General features: G+C 51.9%; 17 protein-coding genes. 10 read left to right on the forward strand and 7 right to left on the reverse strand.

Translation table 11 applies throughout. The annotated features are described in order from the left end of the window. Positions 1–117 precede the first annotated feature (117 nt). Both QU595_RS12895 and QU595_RS12900 read left to right on the forward strand, forming a co-directional pair. Positions 118–1,992, forward strand: coding sequence for a hypothetical protein (locus QU595_RS12895; protein ID WP_315922544.1), 1,875 nt, complete (start codon positions 118–120; stop codon positions 1,990–1,992). A gap of 91 nt (positions 1,993–2,083) precedes the next feature. Then, the gene (locus QU595_RS12900) at positions 2,084–2,776 is read left to right on the forward strand and encodes a hypothetical protein (protein ID WP_315922546.1); all 693 of its coding nucleotides are present in this window, start codon (positions 2,084–2,086) and stop codon (positions 2,774–2,776) included. Positions 2,777–2,827: 51 nt separating this feature from the next. Here the strand turns inward: QU595_RS12900 and QU595_RS12905 are convergent, their stop codons facing one another. Then, positions 2,828–3,424 carry a hypothetical protein gene (locus QU595_RS12905; RefSeq protein WP_315922548.1) on the reverse strand — a complete coding sequence of 199 codons (597 nt, stop codon included), beginning with the start codon at positions 3,422–3,424 and terminating at the stop codon, positions 2,828–2,830. Between the two features lie 168 nt (positions 3,425–3,592). On the opposite strand from QU595_RS12905, the gene QU595_RS12910 reads away from it, so the two are divergent. Then, a complete protein-coding gene (locus tag QU595_RS12910; RefSeq protein ID WP_315922551.1) occupies positions 3,593–4,036 on the forward strand; it encodes a hypothetical protein in 444 nt (147 codons plus the stop codon). Between the two features lie 53 nt (positions 4,037–4,089). On the opposite strand, the gene QU595_RS12915 is transcribed toward QU595_RS12910, so the two are convergent. From QU595_RS12915 to QU595_RS12930, 4 genes are read right to left on the reverse strand one after another with little or no spacing between them, the layout of a single operon-like run. Further along, complete coding sequence (locus QU595_RS12915; RefSeq protein WP_315922553.1) at positions 4,090–5,307, reverse strand: adenylosuccinate synthetase; 1,218 nt, start codon at positions 5,305–5,307, stop codon at positions 4,090–4,092. 35 nt (positions 5,308–5,342) lie between these two features. Then, entirely contained in the window at positions 5,343–6,251 is a 909-nt protein-coding gene (locus QU595_RS12920; protein ID WP_315922555.1) for a hypothetical protein, read from the reverse strand. A 15-nt stretch (positions 6,252–6,266) separates the two neighbouring features. Next, a complete protein-coding gene (locus QU595_RS12925) occupies positions 6,267–7,193 on the reverse strand; it encodes a hypothetical protein (protein WP_315922557.1) in 927 nt (308 codons plus the stop codon). A 15-nt stretch (positions 7,194–7,208) separates the two neighbouring features. After that, positions 7,209–8,252, reverse strand: a complete 1,044-nt coding sequence (locus tag QU595_RS12930; protein ID WP_315922559.1) for a hypothetical protein — start codon at positions 8,250–8,252, stop codon at positions 7,209–7,211. A gap of 130 nt (positions 8,253–8,382) precedes the next feature. On the opposite strand from QU595_RS12930, the gene QU595_RS12935 reads away from it, so the two are divergent. The 3 genes from QU595_RS12935 (at position 8,383) to QU595_RS12945 (ending at position 11,645) form a co-directional block, all read left to right on the forward strand. Then, a complete protein-coding gene (locus tag QU595_RS12935) occupies positions 8,383–9,060 on the forward strand; it encodes an NrtR DNA-binding winged helix domain-containing protein (protein ID WP_315922561.1) in 678 nt (225 codons plus the stop codon). Between the two features lie 180 nt (positions 9,061–9,240). Further along, positions 9,241–10,362: a DUF6384 family protein gene (locus QU595_RS12940; protein WP_315922563.1), complete on the forward strand. Its 1,122-nt coding sequence runs from the start codon at positions 9,241–9,243 to the stop codon at positions 10,360–10,362. Continuing rightward, entirely contained in the window at positions 10,359–11,645 is a 1,287-nt protein-coding gene (locus QU595_RS12945; protein WP_315922565.1) for a hypothetical protein, read from the forward strand. Before QU595_RS12940 ends, QU595_RS12945 begins: the two co-directional genes overlap by 4 nt. Here QU595_RS12945 and QU595_RS12950 read toward each other — a convergent pair. Beyond that, a complete protein-coding gene (locus tag QU595_RS12950) occupies positions 11,635–12,681 on the reverse strand; it encodes a hypothetical protein (protein WP_315922567.1) in 1,047 nt (348 codons plus the stop codon). The two genes, QU595_RS12945 and QU595_RS12950, sit on opposite strands and share 11 nt — an antisense overlap. Before the next feature lie 191 nt (positions 12,682–12,872). On the opposite strand from QU595_RS12950, the gene QU595_RS12955 reads away from it, so the two are divergent. Genes QU595_RS12955 through QU595_RS12965 form a run of 3 tightly spaced genes read left to right on the forward strand, consistent with a single transcriptional unit; the run spans position 12,873 to position 14,558 of the window. Then, positions 12,873–13,508, forward strand: coding sequence for a single-stranded DNA-binding protein (locus tag QU595_RS12955; RefSeq protein ID WP_315922569.1), 636 nt, complete (start codon positions 12,873–12,875; stop codon positions 13,506–13,508). A 17-nt stretch (positions 13,509–13,525) separates the two neighbouring features. After that, the gene (locus QU595_RS12960) at positions 13,526–13,846 is read left to right on the forward strand and encodes a hypothetical protein (RefSeq protein WP_315922571.1); all 321 of its coding nucleotides are present in this window, start codon (positions 13,526–13,528) and stop codon (positions 13,844–13,846) included. 4 nt (positions 13,847–13,850) lie between these two features. Beyond that, positions 13,851–14,558 (forward strand): hypothetical protein, encoded by a 708-nt coding sequence (locus QU595_RS12965; protein ID WP_315922573.1) that lies wholly within the window; start codon positions 13,851–13,853, stop codon positions 14,556–14,558. Positions 14,559–14,619: 61 nt separating this feature from the next. On the opposite strand, the gene QU595_RS12970 is transcribed toward QU595_RS12965, so the two are convergent. Beyond that, positions 14,620–15,264 carry a hypothetical protein gene (locus QU595_RS12970; protein WP_315922575.1) on the reverse strand — a complete coding sequence of 215 codons (645 nt, stop codon included), beginning with the start codon at positions 15,262–15,264 and terminating at the stop codon, positions 14,620–14,622. A 124-nt stretch (positions 15,265–15,388) separates the two neighbouring features. Here QU595_RS12970 and QU595_RS12975 point away from each other — a divergent pair, with 124 nt between their 5' ends. Further along, positions 15,389–16,501, forward strand: a complete 1,113-nt coding sequence (locus QU595_RS12975) for an efflux RND transporter periplasmic adaptor subunit (protein ID WP_315922577.1) — start codon at positions 15,389–15,391, stop codon at positions 16,499–16,501. The last annotated feature ends 1 nt before the right edge of the window (position 16,502 follow it).

Consider the following 16,502-nt stretch of genomic DNA (forward strand, 5'->3'; position numbering starts at 1 on the left):
GTTGGCCACAAGCAATTCGCTCTGGCAGCCTAATAGTTGTCAGAGCGAATTATTTTATCATAATGCGCGTAAAACCCGCTCCTTCAGGGGCGGGATATAAGCGCCCATGATTCCATCATGACAATAGTATTGATTTTTAAACAATGGCATTATAACAAATGGTGTCGAAGTTCGGAATGGGAATTATTTTTGGCATACGGAAAAGGCAAAACAAAGAATCAAATGAAACGGATGGCCGACATCGGCTCTTTCGTTTTGAATCATGATCTTTCGGATTTGCGTATGCGCATGATCGACGCGTTTGGCAAATTCGCCTCATCAGTTTGGCCAAATGATGTTCTCGATCCGGTCTTTAGTTCCAAAGATATTGATCGATTAATGGTCGTCACTCAGTCAGAAATTACCAAAAGTGGACTGAACGCAGTATGGGCTGAAAAAGCACGATTGATCGTCAAATCAGCGGTGCTGGAACAGTGGAAACGAGCGCAGCATACGCTATTAGGCAAATTCAAAAACATTTCGACAGTTGGTGATACACCAATCGAGGATGGCCCATTCAGACTCGTTAATCTGCCGGAGGAATATTCCTGGCGATTGAGCGATGCTGACGTAACAGCGCTTCAGGACCTGGCGGATGGGTTGGACTACGAAGCGACACTCGACCTGTTTCAGGGCTTAAGACAGTCCGACATGGACCTTTCTCCTCTTCAGGCTGAGGCGCTTCGCGCCATGGCCGATGTGGTGCGTAACCGCTACAAATGCCCAGTCTGGAAAGACGATGCTATCGTCCAGCTCCATCTCGACTATCGTTCCGTCAGAGGCGGAAAAGATGTGTTGGACAGGGCATTGCTGAAGCTGAACAATGGTCTTGCCGCTCAACTTCCCGCGCAACATGTTCTTCCGCTCACGTCGGCCGTCTCTCGTGGCAATATCATCTCAATTCCGTTGCAGATGTGTTTTCCAGTGGCGCAACGCTTTGGCGGAGATGACGCGACAGCTGCGGCATTGGTGCTGGAGCTTGGACCAGTGCTGTGCAATGCCAAAGCTGTGGTCGCAAAACCGTCTGTTAAATCGTCGCTGGAGCAGTGTTACACTGTCGTGAGCGATGACTTTGGCTATGCCAATACGTCAAGCCTCGCCGTCGTTCGCTCCAACTTGCCAATCCCGCTCGATGCTATTGCCCGTGTCGGTGGCCATAATGGCGAGGACATGGAGAAGATCACCAAGTCCAAGGCTAAAAAGTTTCTCGAAGAGAACATCTCTGGCGACGAGACGGTGCTGGTCGAACTGATGCAGTTCGATGGCAAGGACTTTCTGGATCGTATTGTCGAACAGGCACTGAAGATCGATGGCCTCCGATCCGAGATTGACCAGATGTACAATCGACTCAACCACATCCGTGCCGAGATCAATTTCCTCGCAGGGAATGATCCATCAGATTTAGTGCCGGAAACACCAGAACGCGATGAACATCAGCGCTACATGGCGATGCATGGGCGCTTTTTCCGACTGCTCTCCGCAGTCGGAAAATTGAAAGAGAAGCGACGCGGAATTTACCGTTCCGTTGCGGGTCTGAAGAAATCCTGGTTCGGCTATATCGCGAATAAAAAGGCCGAACTGGCTGAGAAATACAATGCCATTGTGGTCTCTGAAGACCTGAGCATTGTCGCAACGCCAACCGACGATCCGAAATATAAGGGTCGGACGTTCAACAAGCTGCACAACAATGGATCGAAGGGGCAGTACAGCCGGAGATCCGAAGACACCTTGAAATGGAGAGGCATTACATCTGTAAAAATTCCGAGCTATTACACCAGTAGCACGGACTGGCGTGACGGAACGGTCGATAAGACCCAGCGCAACGGCAAAACCTTCAAAGCCGCATCAGACGGCAAGAAGTGGGATGCTGATTTGCATGCGGCTGAGATGATCGGCCGATATTTGTTCCTCAGGCCTAAAACAGATGCGACATCGGCAGCCTTGGCTGCCTAGTGACAAAAATCTTCCTCCTGTCTCCGACCGTGGTCTGAGATGGGCGGGAAGCCCGGTCGTTTACGGCCGGGAGGGTTCACGGAGTGACCACATGACGAAAGTTGTTCCAATTATTGTCGCAAATAACATCGACGATGATTTGCTGTCCAAACATGACGCAATAAAGCGCCTGACGGAGACCGTCGACCTCAGAAATAGAAAAGTGTATGAGCCAGCGATCCTTCTCTCGACAGTCAGCACAATCCCGACGATCCATAATGTCGCGACAAAGAAAGCCAAGCTCGATTTCGATCACATTTATGGCTGCGAGGGATTCGAAGTCTCAATGTTCGCCGTTCTCGCTACGGCAAAAATCGCCAACGAGAAATATCCCGGCGCTCCTATCATGATGCTGAAGTCCACAATGCGACGCGATAAACAGGGTGATCACACTCGCGATGTCAAAGCGAATATCTCGGACGCAAAACTCGGACACATCATTACTTTTTCCTCGTCTGATCACTTCCTCATCGACGCCATGTTCACATATGAAGGCCTGCACAAGGTCTGCTCGATGCTGCGAGATGAGGATATCGACATCGAAACACATTGGCCTGAATACGCGAAGGCGCGCGACCATTCCCGTGGTCGAATTGCCAAAGGTCCCATGTACCTTGCCGATCCAGATGCGCACGAGATGCTTGAATTCAAGATACGTACCAAGGCGGTTTCGTATACCGACACGAAGCCAGAATTTTACACTCCTTGGAAGACTTACGACGAAGTACGGGCTTTCTCAGCTTGATACAAAATTAGGCCGAGAACTTCAAAAATTCTCGGCCTAATTTAATTTCCATTAGTGAAGGGTGTATCCCTCCATGTGCATACCTTCGATCTCGACTTCCCCGCCATATCTAACGAGACCGCGCAGACTGTCGTTGTCGAGGAGCTTCAAAATATCCTTTATATCCGCTTCCTTGATCTTTACGGCGTTACCCTGCATGTCCTGATAAATAACGCAGGCTTTTTCGCTTTCATTCGAGGGTATGCCGCCATCGAATGTCTTGGAAATAATGACCACTGCACCCGTGGCCAATTGGGTCATCCAGACATGTTGTCCATCGTCAGTCGTGCCGATCTGGAAACCGCGCTCAATTAGCGCCTTGTCAATTCCTGTGTACCAGTCTTCGGCTTCAAATAGGCGAAAATGGATCACCGCCATCGCACGAGCTAGACGCTCAAGAAGCTGATCATTGCCATTAATAATGGAAACCACTTCGGTTCCATCAATGCCAGGAGGGTCATTTCCTTCGACAAGTTCCACGAAACCGCGATTTTGATCGTCCAAGGTGGCTCGAATATGCCTGTAAGACCCCTCCCCTTCCGGGACAAATCGAGTAACGACCGTATTATTCCGGTTTTCGACAGAGATTTTCAGACCATCAATCTTCATACTGTTACCTCATACGCTGCCACCAATTTACATTGAATAAATCCGAATATGAACGTCAAAAATAAGTTTACTGAAAATAAATTGTAGGCAGGGACGCTTATTTCCAATTATTCGGTGTGCCTTGCGAACTCTCCAGTAAAAATGCCAATGAAGTTGGAGTGTTTCGCTATGTTTGAAGCCGATTTGTCAGAAATCAAGGAAGGCGATATCGTCGGTCTGACGATGTATAATTCTGTGCACAATATAGGCTTTGTGGACGAGGTTTCTGGCGGCATCATTAAATTGCACACCCTCCTCGGTCAAACGAAGATGGCCTTCTCGCAGGATTACGGTCGTGAACCAGAAACGCCGGACCAGGCACGCAGAGCTGCCTTAAGCCCCGAGCGCCTGAACGGCCCTTTTGCCAAGGGAATGTCGATTGGGTCCATTGCTGAATTGCCTGATCGGCTTATCACCGAGCTACGCGATCTTGATTGCTCACTTAAGGGCAAGTCCGCTTTGCAGTGCAAAATCCTGGTCGCCAAGAAGGACGAGATTGTTCGTGAGGCCCTTGGGATTATGAGAACCGCCGCGTTGCAGCCTCAGATCGAACTGCCTGGCATGCGCCTTTGATCTAGCGCTATTCCTCGGTTCCCCATCCGGCAACGCAAGCCATAACCGATATTTCAAACTGCCATTTTGAGGCTCGCTTCTTTGAAGCGGTAGCTTTCTCTCGTCGGTCCCCACGAGGTGCCTTTGACGACAAATCCCGTCGCACTCTCAACCTCACAGGCTAACAGCTCCGCAGACACATAGTTTGTCAAACTATCAGTTTCATAAACTACGGCGTCAGACACGAGTTGATCGAGGCAGGTAATCACAATGCCAGCATCGATTTCGATCTGCCCCTCGACGCGGGAAATGTCGTGGGCAATCGCCTTCTCCAACACCTCAAGGTCCAGAGGAGCAGCGCGGATTGCCCCCTGCCAGTCGTTGTGGACGTTGGTTGGATCGACGATCTCGACGTAACTCATGTCTTGACCCTCATGCGCCATAGGGCCAGCGCCATGGCGTGTCGTGTAAGACCGCGTCATGTAGTGGACGTCGATACCGTCAATTCCCGCCTCGTTCGCAATTGCCGCCATATTGAGGAGGCCTGTGTTTGAACGGGTGACGTGCGGGAACGCGCCGTAGTCCTGATCGAGAAGCAGGCCCTGTGCACCTTCGAACAGGACCTTGCCAACCAGGTCGCTGTCCTGACGGATACCAACGATAGCCTTGAAGTCCTCGCAGTCCTGAATGAAGCGTTCGAGGATCATGTCGTTACCGACGATAGCGGCCTGCTCTTCGGATAAGGGGTCGCCTCCCAAAGCCGCCATGCGAGGATCTACCCATTCCGAACGAATCTTGACCAGCACGTCCTTGATGTTCTTGTCGCTGAACAAATCGCCGACCGTGATGCGAAGGTCTTCGCGCAAACTGCGTTCAATCGCCTCCCCGAAGCCAACGCCACAGCTACCATGACGGCCGCCAGCACGCTGTTGCTCGATGAACTGATTGATCATCATGTCGTAGGGCGTCGTGATGATGCTGCGAGGATCGGTCGTGATAACCGTCTTTGCGCCCATCTCTCTCAAGGTGTCGAACTCCCTGAGCAGGAACATCGGGTGGGAAACGAAGAACTGCGACATATGCGAGGCAACGCCTGCAAAGGCCCCAGAACCAAAGTGATGGAAAACATGGCGCTTCCCGTCCGGTGTCGTCACAGTGTGCCCAGCCTGCGCGCCACCATTGGAGCGGACAACGATATCTGCTCCCTCATGTGCCAGAATGTCGGTCATGAGACCTTTGCCTTCGTCACCGTAGGCCGACCCGATAACTGCAAGCGCCATGTTCTTCGTCATACCTTCAATCCTTCTGAGTTGATTGCATCCCGCCCTTAGGCGAGACGCCGTACTCCGGTCGAAGCGCCGACTTCGACGAGGTCCTGGATAGCGCCAGCAACCACCATGCTGGTCCCGCCAGACCAGCTCGACGCGACGTCAGCTTTTTTCGCGCCCTCGGCGACCTGAATTGCGGAAACAATGGTCTCGGCCAATTTCGTATGGTCATTGAGGACGATCACACGCTGCGGCAACAACGACTTCCACTGGACAATCGGATCGATGCCGAAGCCGCGCCGCTTTTCATTAATGACCACATGAAAAACCTCGTATTTGGCGCTTGCCATACGAATGCATTCTTCGGTCGTAAGGGTAGGCGTCTGCAGTCCGAGGAATTTCGAAGCCTGATCCGAAGTCACTTGTTCAAGAACTGGCTCATCGCCAATGGTGAACAGGTAACCCTTTTTCCCGCGTTTTTCCCAAGCGTCCGAGACAGTCTTTTCCGCCGCGAATAGGTGAGCAAGATTATAGCTTTCCCCGTCATTCGGGCCGCCGCCTTTTTCAAGCCAGAGTTCCTGCAGCTGTTTTGCGATACGAATATCCGCTTCGAACTGCGTTGCCTGCAAAGGTGCCTGATCGACATAAGCGTCGCCGATTGCGAGGGCCATGACATGCGGATCGGAGACTGGTTTTCGCGCATAAATCTCTGTCGCCAGCGTATTTAGGCCATCTCGAATTAGATTATCAGCGATAATCCCCATCGACCCAGTCACATCTACGCCAACGATAATTGGCGTAGAATTCGGATTATCGGCGGAGTCTCGCGATTCACGGACATTAATCTTGGCCGGATCGAATTCGTCCTTCATTTTTTTCGACGAAAAAACAGCCGCTGATGATTTGCCAGCCACATGCGCCGTGGAATAACTGCTCCATGCGCCAGAATCCCATCTACCAGTACCCATTTTGGTTCTCCTTTTTTACGAAGCCAGACGGACAACGCCGCCCTGTTGAATATTTGCAGGAAGGTTTTCGATGGCATTGGCCACCGTTACAGCGGTCGAACCAGACCAGGATTTTGCGACCGCCGCCTTATTTGCGCCCTCGATGACCTGGATCGTCGAGACAACGACTTCCGCCAGCTTGGTGTAATCGTCGAGCAGGATCACACGCTGCGGGAGGATTTGCTGCCAGCGCTTCAAGACTTCAGGCAAACCACTGCGCGAGGACGCGTAGCCTTCGTTTTTAAGGACGATATGGAAGACTTCGTAGGTCTTCATAGCCATATCGACGCAATCCTGAGCCGAGAGATTTGACTGCGGATCGTGTCCGAAAATCTTCGCGATCTCGCCCTTGGTTAGACCGTCGTGGATTGGCTCGTCACCGATGGTGAACAGGTAGCCCTTCTTGCGCCGCTTTTCCCAGGAGTCAGTAACGGTTTTGGTTGCAGCGAAGTAGTGGGCCAAAGAGTAGGATTCACCCCCATTGCCGCCGCCATTGCCTTCGATCCAGAGTTCGCGAACCTGATCAGCTAGCGAGATATCTGCCTCGAACTGCGTTGCCTGAGCAGGCGCACTGTCTGACTTTGCATCTCCAATCGCCATCACCATGATATGCGGGTCAGTGACTGGCTTCCGGTCATAGATTTCCTTGGCCAGCGTATTTAGACCATCTTTCATGAGATTATGAGCGATCATGCCCATAGATCCGGTGACATCCGATGCAAGAATAATCGGCGTCGATTTTGGATTATCGGCCGAGTCCCGAGATTCACGCACCGTGATCTCGCGTGGATCATAATTCGGCTTCATGTTGCGCGAGGTGAAAACCTGAGCCTGGCTTTTTCCAGCCACATTACTGGCGGCATAATTGTCCCAAGCACCACTATTCCAACGACCCATTCCCATGGTCATACTCCTTCATTAAAAGCCGTAAATCTCGGCAGGTGTTACATTCATTTCCACGAATTTCCGTTTTCCGTAGCTTTTATCCAGGCACGTGGACCAACCTGCATAATCCTTGAACGCCCCATCATCTGGGGGCAGCAGAAGCCATTCGCGCATTGCGGCAGGAACATCCGCATTCTTGTGAAGGCCACCACCACCGGGGCAACCGAGAAGCTCCTGCGCAGTTGCGCGAATGAGCTGAAGATCAACCTTGTCGTCGACCGTGGTACCAGCGACCACCAGCTTCGGTAGAAGCGAAGTCGTGCGCTCTGGCAGGGCCGCAGGCCGTTTGCCGAACTCAGTGGCAAACCCCCATCCGCCAACCAGCATGATCGAATGCCACTGAGGCGAGACCAGCACATTCGCGGTCGAGATTGCACCGTGGCAGAGGCCAGCCCATTTGAGGTAGCAGGCCATATTCATCAGGCTGGAGACGATCCAGGCTACATGAACCGCAGGAAGTTTTCCGTCGTAATGGTTCAGAAGATCGATCAGCAGGATGTATTCGACGGGACGCTCGATCACGGAGACGATGCCGTTGTGGCCTAGATCCCAAAATTCCTTCTGCTTCGGCAGGAACCGCTTGATCTCTTTTTCCATCGCCGCGTCGCCGAACTTGAAGTTCTGGAGACGACTGCGCTCTGCGCCCGCAATGTCATCGAACCCATCAGGGATTTCGTAGGCCAGCGAGGACTTGCCAATGAAGACGTCACCGAGGTCCGCCTTGCGCTTGGCCAGATATTTGAAATTGTAGCCGCCAGTCAGACCAGGCCCCGACTTCATGAAGGCCTTCGCCATCAGAAGTTCTGCCTTAGGCTTACCTGCCCCGATACGGCTGAGTGCAGCGTCCTTGAGCGCAGTTAGATGGCTGAAGACATCCCGCGATTGAGCAGCGGCGTTGTGGTCAGGGTGCCAGTCCTTCGCCAGCTTCCTGTACGCACGCTTCACAGCTGCCTCATCGCCTGGGAAGAGCGTGGATGCGTCTATGGTTTTCAGTGCGAGGATGTCTTGGGCGTTCATAGGTCGATTTCCTTTCCTGACCTAAAGCTACGCTCACTTGTTGCAAGTTGCAAATTGCAAATTGCACTTTACAACTTCCATGTCGAAAAAAATGGTGCTATGGTGGTTTCACGATCAGATAGGAAACCAAATGACGACAGCAGACGACGGCTACCAGCGCCCAATCCTCACAGTAGACATCGTTCTTCTCACCATGGACGAGAACGGTCTCAACGTTGCCGTACTCGAACGTGCGGCCGACCCCTACAAGGGGAAAAAGGCACTGATTGGCGGCTATGTGCATGTCGAAGATGACAAGGATGACCATGCAGCCGTCGAACGCGTCCTTATGACGAAGACGGGCCTTTCCGGCATCTATTTCGAGCAGCTGAAGACCTTTGCGAACGCGACCCGCGATCCACGCGGGTGGTCGTCTTCCATTGCTTTTATCGCGCTAGCGCCTATCGAACTGATTCGAAGCGCCTCTAAAACCTACCCAATTACCATCCACCCCGTGGATGAGATCAAAGGCCTCGCGTTCGACCACGACGAGATTCTCGATTTCGCAATCCGACGTCTTCGCGGTAAGGGTGCCTACTCTACCCTCCCCGCCCAGCTACTCGGCGAGAAGTTCACGCTGCCGAAGCTTCATGAGGTCTACAGCAAGGTAATGGGTGTCGATCTCGACATGAGTTCCTTCCGCCGCAAAATTGCAGACCTCGATCTGATTGAGGAAACCGACGAGTTCGAAGAGCCACAACCGCGACGTCGTCCAGGCAAACTTTATCGCCTCAAGCATGGTGTCACGACCTTCGACCGCTCGATTTAATTGAGGGAATCTCCTCTCAATAATTATGATTTTTTGCACCAATTGAGCCGTAGCGGGAGACTGCTGCGGCTTTAATTTTGGTCTTTTTTAACGCGCAAATAGAGTTGACAATCCTCATCAAAGAGGTTCCCATTATTCCTGAATTAATGTGATCTAATGGCGACAGGAATAAAAACTAAAATGGATAAATCGAGCGAGAAAAAGCCGATTATTCCGGAAATGAATATTCCGGACGTAGCTGATTATCAGCCTTCGAATTCTGCTTTGACCAAGTTCGCTGCACGGGCATATGTGCTGATTAGAACCAAGCCTCGCATTGTTGCAGGCTCATTGGGAGCGCTTGCGTTGACGGTCGCTTCCATTGGTTTCGTTTCCGCTCCAGGTGGAGTGACGACGTTGCCGCCAATCGAAACCCAGTCGCTTGATATCGCTAAAAACGAAGCGCCTCTGCCGACCCCACCAACTCCTGTCATCGACGATACGATTGAAACCGTCGACACCGAAGAATTACGCACATCGGTAAAGCCTATCGATATTCCGAGCGAGCCTGTCGAAAGTGAAATCGAGAAGCCAAAGGATGCTGAAGAGCAATCCATGGATACGGCGGAGACAGCGCCAATTTCGCCTGATGAACCTGTAGTCAATCAGGAAAATAAAACGGAACGGCTTTCACAGCCTAAACCGAAAGGGACTGCGCCGCTTGTCACCGCCGAGCCGGAAAGCGAAGACGTGTCACCTATCGTGTTTTCTGAACGATTTGGTGAAAGCTCCCCTCCGATAACTGAAGGCGAAGCCCAGCAAGCGCTCAAGGAAGCATTGTCCAAAATCGGCTCCATTGAGCAGTCGATGGAAAACCTGAAGAGCTTCCCATTTGATCTCGTGGTCAAGCCTGAACCAGATAAGCCGAAATATGCGGTTCTCAAAATTGTTGAGGGCGCAGAAGCGACCAGCGGATTCTGGCGAGAAATCGAAGAGCCTGCCGAAAAGCCCGCGAAGGGCAAGAAGCAGGTCAAAAAGATGCGAGAAGAGCACTTTTTGGTTTTGCAGGCGGTCGACGATATGAGTGGCAAGCCAATCGAAGTCGATGTGAAGGACATGGACAGCGGTGAAACCAAGAAGGAATCGTCGTGGGCCGTTTTGATCCCTGAAAAACAGTTCGTCGATTTCGCTCAAAGTAAGCAGGAGGACGGAACGTTCTCCAAGCCAATTCTTGGCAAGCTCAACCTCGAAACTGGCGAGATTGAATGGGAAATCGACACCGATGGGCGTGCGCTCATCAACTGGAAGGAATTCGCTGAATGATTAGCGGTGTACGTCTCAAAGAAGCCCTGATTTTTCAGAAGTCGCACATCGAAAAGACACTCTGGAATACCGCGTCCAAGATGATCCGGCTGGAACGTAGCCTGAACGTGCTGCGCGTTGACGAGATCATCAGCTGGCACATGGCTTGCGAAGGAAAGCTCAATGATGCTCGCGGTTCCATCCAGCGCGTTGGTGAAATGATCGACGCAAAGATGAGCCGCGCCAATGAAGCCATTAAGTCCATCAAGGAATGCGAAACGCGCCTGGGTGAGTTGCGGAGCGCTCGCAAGGCCGCTGAGGCTCGCGCCAGTGAAATGAAGGAACAACTTAACTCCAAGACCCGTGCCAACCTCGAAAAGTTGAAGAAGGCACCGAAAGTCGTGGAGCTGAAGGCGACCCTCAAGGCGCTCGATGCACAGCTGAAGCAAGCGAGTGCTGACTACGCCAACGCCAAGGAATCGCACCCTGCGATTATGACCCAGTTCGATCAGGACAGAGCCTTCCAGTATCTGTTCCGCCGCAGCTACGGCACTGCCAATTACAAGGCCAATCCGGTTGTCTCCAAGCTGGATAGCTGGCTCGCAGACAAGATCGACTTCATGTACGCGGCCAGCATCTATCAATCCGCCGTGACGGTCGATAAGGGCTGGAACGACTTCCTGACAGCCTATCAGAACAAGAGAGAGGAACTCCAAAATCAGCTCACGATGGCCGAACAGGAGATTCATCAGGAACTCGACGACGACCGCTTCGAGTTTTCTGACGTCGTGAATAGCATTCAGGAGATCGACAAGAAGGCCAAGACGACCCATCAGAAGATGGAGGTCTCCAAGGACATCGTGAAGGCGCTCATTCGTGGTGACGATGCCGATTTCCAGGCAAAGAACGAACAACTGATCAAGATGCTCGCCCGTGAGAAGGCAGCTGCTGCTGTCCGTCTTTCGAAAAATCACAGCCCGGAAGTCGTGATCGAGCGCAACAAGGCGATCTCGCTTGGCAATGACCGTCTAGCGCTGTCCGTGGAAGCCGATGGCATGCGCCGCTTAGCATGCGCACAGGCCGACCGAGTGATGGTCATCGACGAACTGCTACGCAGGCTCACTGCTCGCCAATGGCTGACGGAAGAAACCTATTTCGACCTCGATGAGCGCAGCAAGTTCTTCATTGAAACCACCTTCGGCGGAGCCAGTGTCGAAAACGCGTGGCCGATGCTTCAGCAGGCCTACTTGCCAGCCGATGCGGTGTTCGCAATCCAAGAGAAGGAAATGGCCCTCAGCGCGTAAGCACGTAAGTTTTTGGAGAGGTGGAGTCTGACGGACTGCCTCTCCAATGCGGGGACCACCAGAAAATGCCGCTCTTGCGGACCTTGAAGTGCCCGATGACGAGTCCGCCTCTTACATTGTGGCCGACACCTCCGTGAGCCTCGTAGACCCTCTTTCGCGTCGCGGACAAATGGATTTTCACCACATTATGCTCGGAGATAGGCGGCCGCCCCTTCTTGGCTCGTTGCTTGTTGAGCTTGTCAGGGGCTGGCACCTTTTCGACGTCCACCGCATTGCGGCAGTTCAGCAAAATCAATGCGGGCAGAATCTGCATGATGAACAAGCGCCGCATCTCTGCAGCCTGTAGCCGCTCGACTTCGCTTGTCTTCTCCTCTCCCATCATAGAAACCATGATCGGTCTGAGAGTTTTCATATCGGGATGCGGCCGCCAACTGAAGCGATCCACCAGTTCCGAATAAGCAAAGAATTCCGCCTTATCATTCGAGAGCAACTTGTCGTGCTCCCGAATACGTCCTTTACCGACTCGCTCTACGTCAGCCTGCTTTCGCCAGTAAGCAATAAGATGAAGAAACGACTTGCTTTTTATTTCATCGAGATCGTCTAACGAATAGGATGCCTGAATGGGTGCCAGATCAGTAATCATGAGGTTATTGCTGGTTCTGGCAGTGTGGACGTAGTCCATTACCAAGGTGTCACCGTCTCGTTGCAACATGAAGCCTGTTCGCTCTAACGCAACAACGGAGTTCTCAGGTTTCAGATTCGGGCTACCAAGATTAGCAAGAGCGTTTCGTAATTCCGGGTTGAGGAATTCAATCCACATGGGGCTGGCAGCAAGATTGATAAAACCGAGCGCGGCCAGAATGGAAGAAGGCTTTGACAAAGCGACATTGGCTGCCATTGCCGTAGCATGGGGGTCCATGACGAACTTTGGAGCTATGGCCAAGTTCTTCTTGACACCTTCAAGAACCTGGCTGTGACGATACCCATTGGGGTAAACCATGCCGGAATCGTATTCGGCGAGAATGGTAGCCAGCATCAATGTCGTCCAAGTTTGAGATTGGGCCTACCTAATCTCAAATGCTCAACGAGTCAAATTTTTGCTCAGTTTACAAAGCAGGAAACCAAAGAGCGCATTTGTAAGAAAAATCCGAATAAAAAGACGAATTTTCATTGTGCATATCGTTTATTTAGATCACCATTGTCAACAAGATATAGTGGAGAAAATTTATGACGTCGATTAATCGCGTAATTATGGTTGGCAACATCATAGCCAAGCCTGAGATCCTCGAAACTTCAGGTAAAAAGAAATACGTCAAGTTCAAGCTGGAAACATGGAACTTTCGACGCATCAATGGCGACGTGAAGAAGCTGACGGTTCAGCACACGGTTCTCTGCTTCAATCAGATGGCTCAGTCATTCCTCGAAACCGTGGCCGTTGGCACCCGAATTCATCTCACGGGTGAACTCGACTACGACCGCCAGGGCAACGCTCAGGTGATCGTGCCTCAGTATGTTGGCGATATCGGCGCAATGGACATCGACGCTGACGAAACAGCGACTTCGGAAGCTAAGCCTGCGATGGCCAAGACCTCTGCTCCGGTCAGCCGCCCTGCTACATCGAGCGGCTTCTCATCCCCAATGTCCCGTCCGACTGCCTCCGCAACGCCTGCGGCATCCACACCATTCGCTGCAAAGGCTGGTGGTGGCCTTGGACGTTTGCCACTTCGGAAGGGGAGCCAAGCTGCCGCAGAGACCTCTGATGGCGAGGCTACCCCCGTCAGTGACGTCGCTAAGGCTCCTAAGAATGAATCCACAAATAAATTCTTGGATTCAGATGGACTGGACGACGAGATTCCGTACTAGGGTAGGTATTTATTCTTATGACAAGAAATGATATTATTGAAAGCCTTGCAGAATACAGTATAAGTGACGACGTTATTGCCGCGATTGTCGCCATTGCGTCGATCAAAGCTAGCATATACGGGAATGGGGAGCCTTCTGACGAGGATTTCAAGAACTTTTTTGAATGGGAAATCCTGAAATGCTTAAAAGGTTTCGATCCTGAAGACCCCGAGACCAAGGAAGCACTTGATGCAGGTGTGCCCGAAGATAACCTCAGGCATTTCGCGGACGTGGATCGCCAAAAGCTGATCCAGCAGGCCGAATGGATCGCATTCGGGCTGAAAAAACTAAAGGAATGATCGAATGTTCAAGTATTGCACCCTGACAGGCGTCGACGAAGAAACAAGCTTCGATTGGATTGCCGAAGTTTCTGAGCGCCATCCATTCGTCGAATGGGGTGTATTGCTTTCATTTACGGCCGCAGACAAGGACGAGCGCTACGGGCCGATGTCGCTTATTGAAAGCTTTGCCAAGCACCCGTGGACGAAGCCAATCAATTCTGCTCTCCACGTCTGCGGGAAAGCGGTCAATTCGTTTGTAGTCGACGCCGATGATGTACGAGAACTGGCGGCGAATTTCGGCCGCGTGCAGCTGAATTTCAATCTGGGCCGTGCCCCGTTTGGAGTTGCCGAACTCGATGAAGCCATCAGATCATTTGGCGGCGTTGTGATCACTCAACACAACGAGGCCAATGTCGACGTCGCTCGCCTGATTACCGCTGAAAACCACCACGTTCTGTTCGACGCTTCCGGTGGACGCGGGCTTCGCACTACGGATTGGCCAGAGCGCCTTAACGGCAAGATTTATGGCTACGCAGGCGGCTTCGGACCTGAAACCGTCAGCGATGACCTCGAAGGTGCGCATCTGGCCGCCAATGGCGAGCCATATTGGATCGACATGGAGACTAAGCTACGCCAGGCCGGATACCTTTCAGAAGAGAAGTGTGAACAGGTTCTCGACGCTGTAGCGACCAAGCTGGAACATCTCTATCCGGCGCAATACAGCTCTTGAGCGAGTTCGCCCGATGACACCCTCCACGGACAAAGGAAGGCAACGCTTAGAACCACGGGCATCACGGCTTAAGAATCGACCTTGTTGAAAAGCTGTGTCGCTCCCTGAAGCTTTCTTCCATTGCGTGCGGGATAGCTCTGAGGGGGTCGTTGATCACCAACTGATCCCCTCTTCTCATGATATTTCCGTCTTTGAGGTCTATGCGAGCGTAGAGTCTCTGCGAGAACTCCCTAAAATCAGGCAGCTCCTCGTCAAGGTACGCCCATGCTTTCTCATCCTGACAAATAAGAGCTGCGGAGATAGCTTCCACCAGTTCGTCCATCTCGCTGCCATTTTCGATTTCATCCAATCGTTCAGAAACACCAATAAGCGTGCTATCTTTATTCCCGATCCAATAAACCTTCGGGAAAAATGGAGACGGTTCGCCTTCGTCATCGTCGCAAGCGTCCAACGCCTGTTCCGCATACAGAAACCATCCATCTGGATAGTCCGACACACGGATAACCCTCGTATCGTCAGTTGGATGTTTATAAACATAGGCGGTATCACCAGCGCCCAAGAACTCAAGGTTTTCCGATGCCCAAGCCATCGGGCACTCGGCCTCAATCATCTCGACTGGTAGAGGTATGTCCGACATGATGCCTGCTCTGTGTTTTGGACAACTATCACGCAGTGCCTCGCAAGCTGCAATAAATCGCGAGATCATTAATTTTTCGTTAGATATTCACATTTCTTGCTTATTCACGGGCCATTCATTTGCAAGCAGGTATTGTTTGCGGTACTTTTTCCACCGAAAATATGTGCATGCGCATAAATCACTGGGGTTTCATATGTTAAAAAAAATCGGCCTCGCCGTTATTGGCGCAGGCGTCATTGCATATTCCGGCTATTTCTTCATGTCGCCTAAAGTCGTCGCTGATACGGCCGCATCGATGAAAAATGAAGAGAAGGTATTCGAATTAAACGAAGCTGAAGTTGAGGCCATTGCATTCCGAAACCTCTCCGAGAGCGTTCGCATAAGCGGCACTCTGAAGCCTGTGAATTCGACGATTATCAGATCCAAGTCGTCTGGCACTGTCGACAAAGTGTTCTTCAAGGTCGGAGATAAAGTCAAAAAAGGAGACGTGCTGGTTACCCTCGACAACCATGATCAGATCATCGCCCTTACCCAGAGCCAGAGCAACATTCGTTCGGCCGAAGAACAACTGCACACGGCCCAAGAGGCGTTAGCGAGAGCGGAGGCGCTGAGTGCCAAGGGGTACAGCTCCGCCGCCGCTCTGGACAAAGCTCGTTCTGAAAAGGCAGCCATTGAAACCACGCTTGAGGTCAACAAGGCTCAGCTCGAAACAGCCCGGAAAGCGGCCATAGACACGATTTTGAAAGCTCCGCACGACGGTGTGGTCAATTCCAGGAAGGTCGAGCCATCTGAGACAGTAGGCGTCAACGCAGACCTGCTTTCCATCGTCGACACTGCAGAGCTGGAGATCGCTGTTGAGGTTCCTACCCGCAGCATTTCGCATGTCTCTATTGGCGACAAAGTTGAACTCAATACCGACGTCTCGAATGTCGCGCTTAAGGGCGAAGTCATCCGTATTGCTCCGGCTGCGAACGAAGGCACCCGATCTGTTACCGTGTTCCTGCAAGTCCAGAACCCAGACCTGAAAGCATGGCCTGGCACATTTGCCACTGGCGAGATCATCACCAGATCGGCTGAAAACGTGACTGCTATTCCAATTGAATCGGTGATTGACGAGGATGGGAAGAATTACGTCCTGAAGATCGAGAACGACAAGATCGCCAAACTCGAAGTCCAGATCGACGACCATTGGGAAGACGGCAAGATTGTCGTCATCAAAAATGGCCTCGCCCTTGGCGATCTAATTCTTACACGCCCGCTTCGGGGTCTGTCCGTTGGCGATAGCGTGAAGATTGTGAAGGTATAAT

Origin of the sequence: Mesorhizobium sp. SP-1A (assembly GCF_032460275.1) — a bacterium.
Taxonomy (GTDB): domain Bacteria; phylum Pseudomonadota; class Alphaproteobacteria; order Rhizobiales; family Rhizobiaceae; genus Mesorhizobium.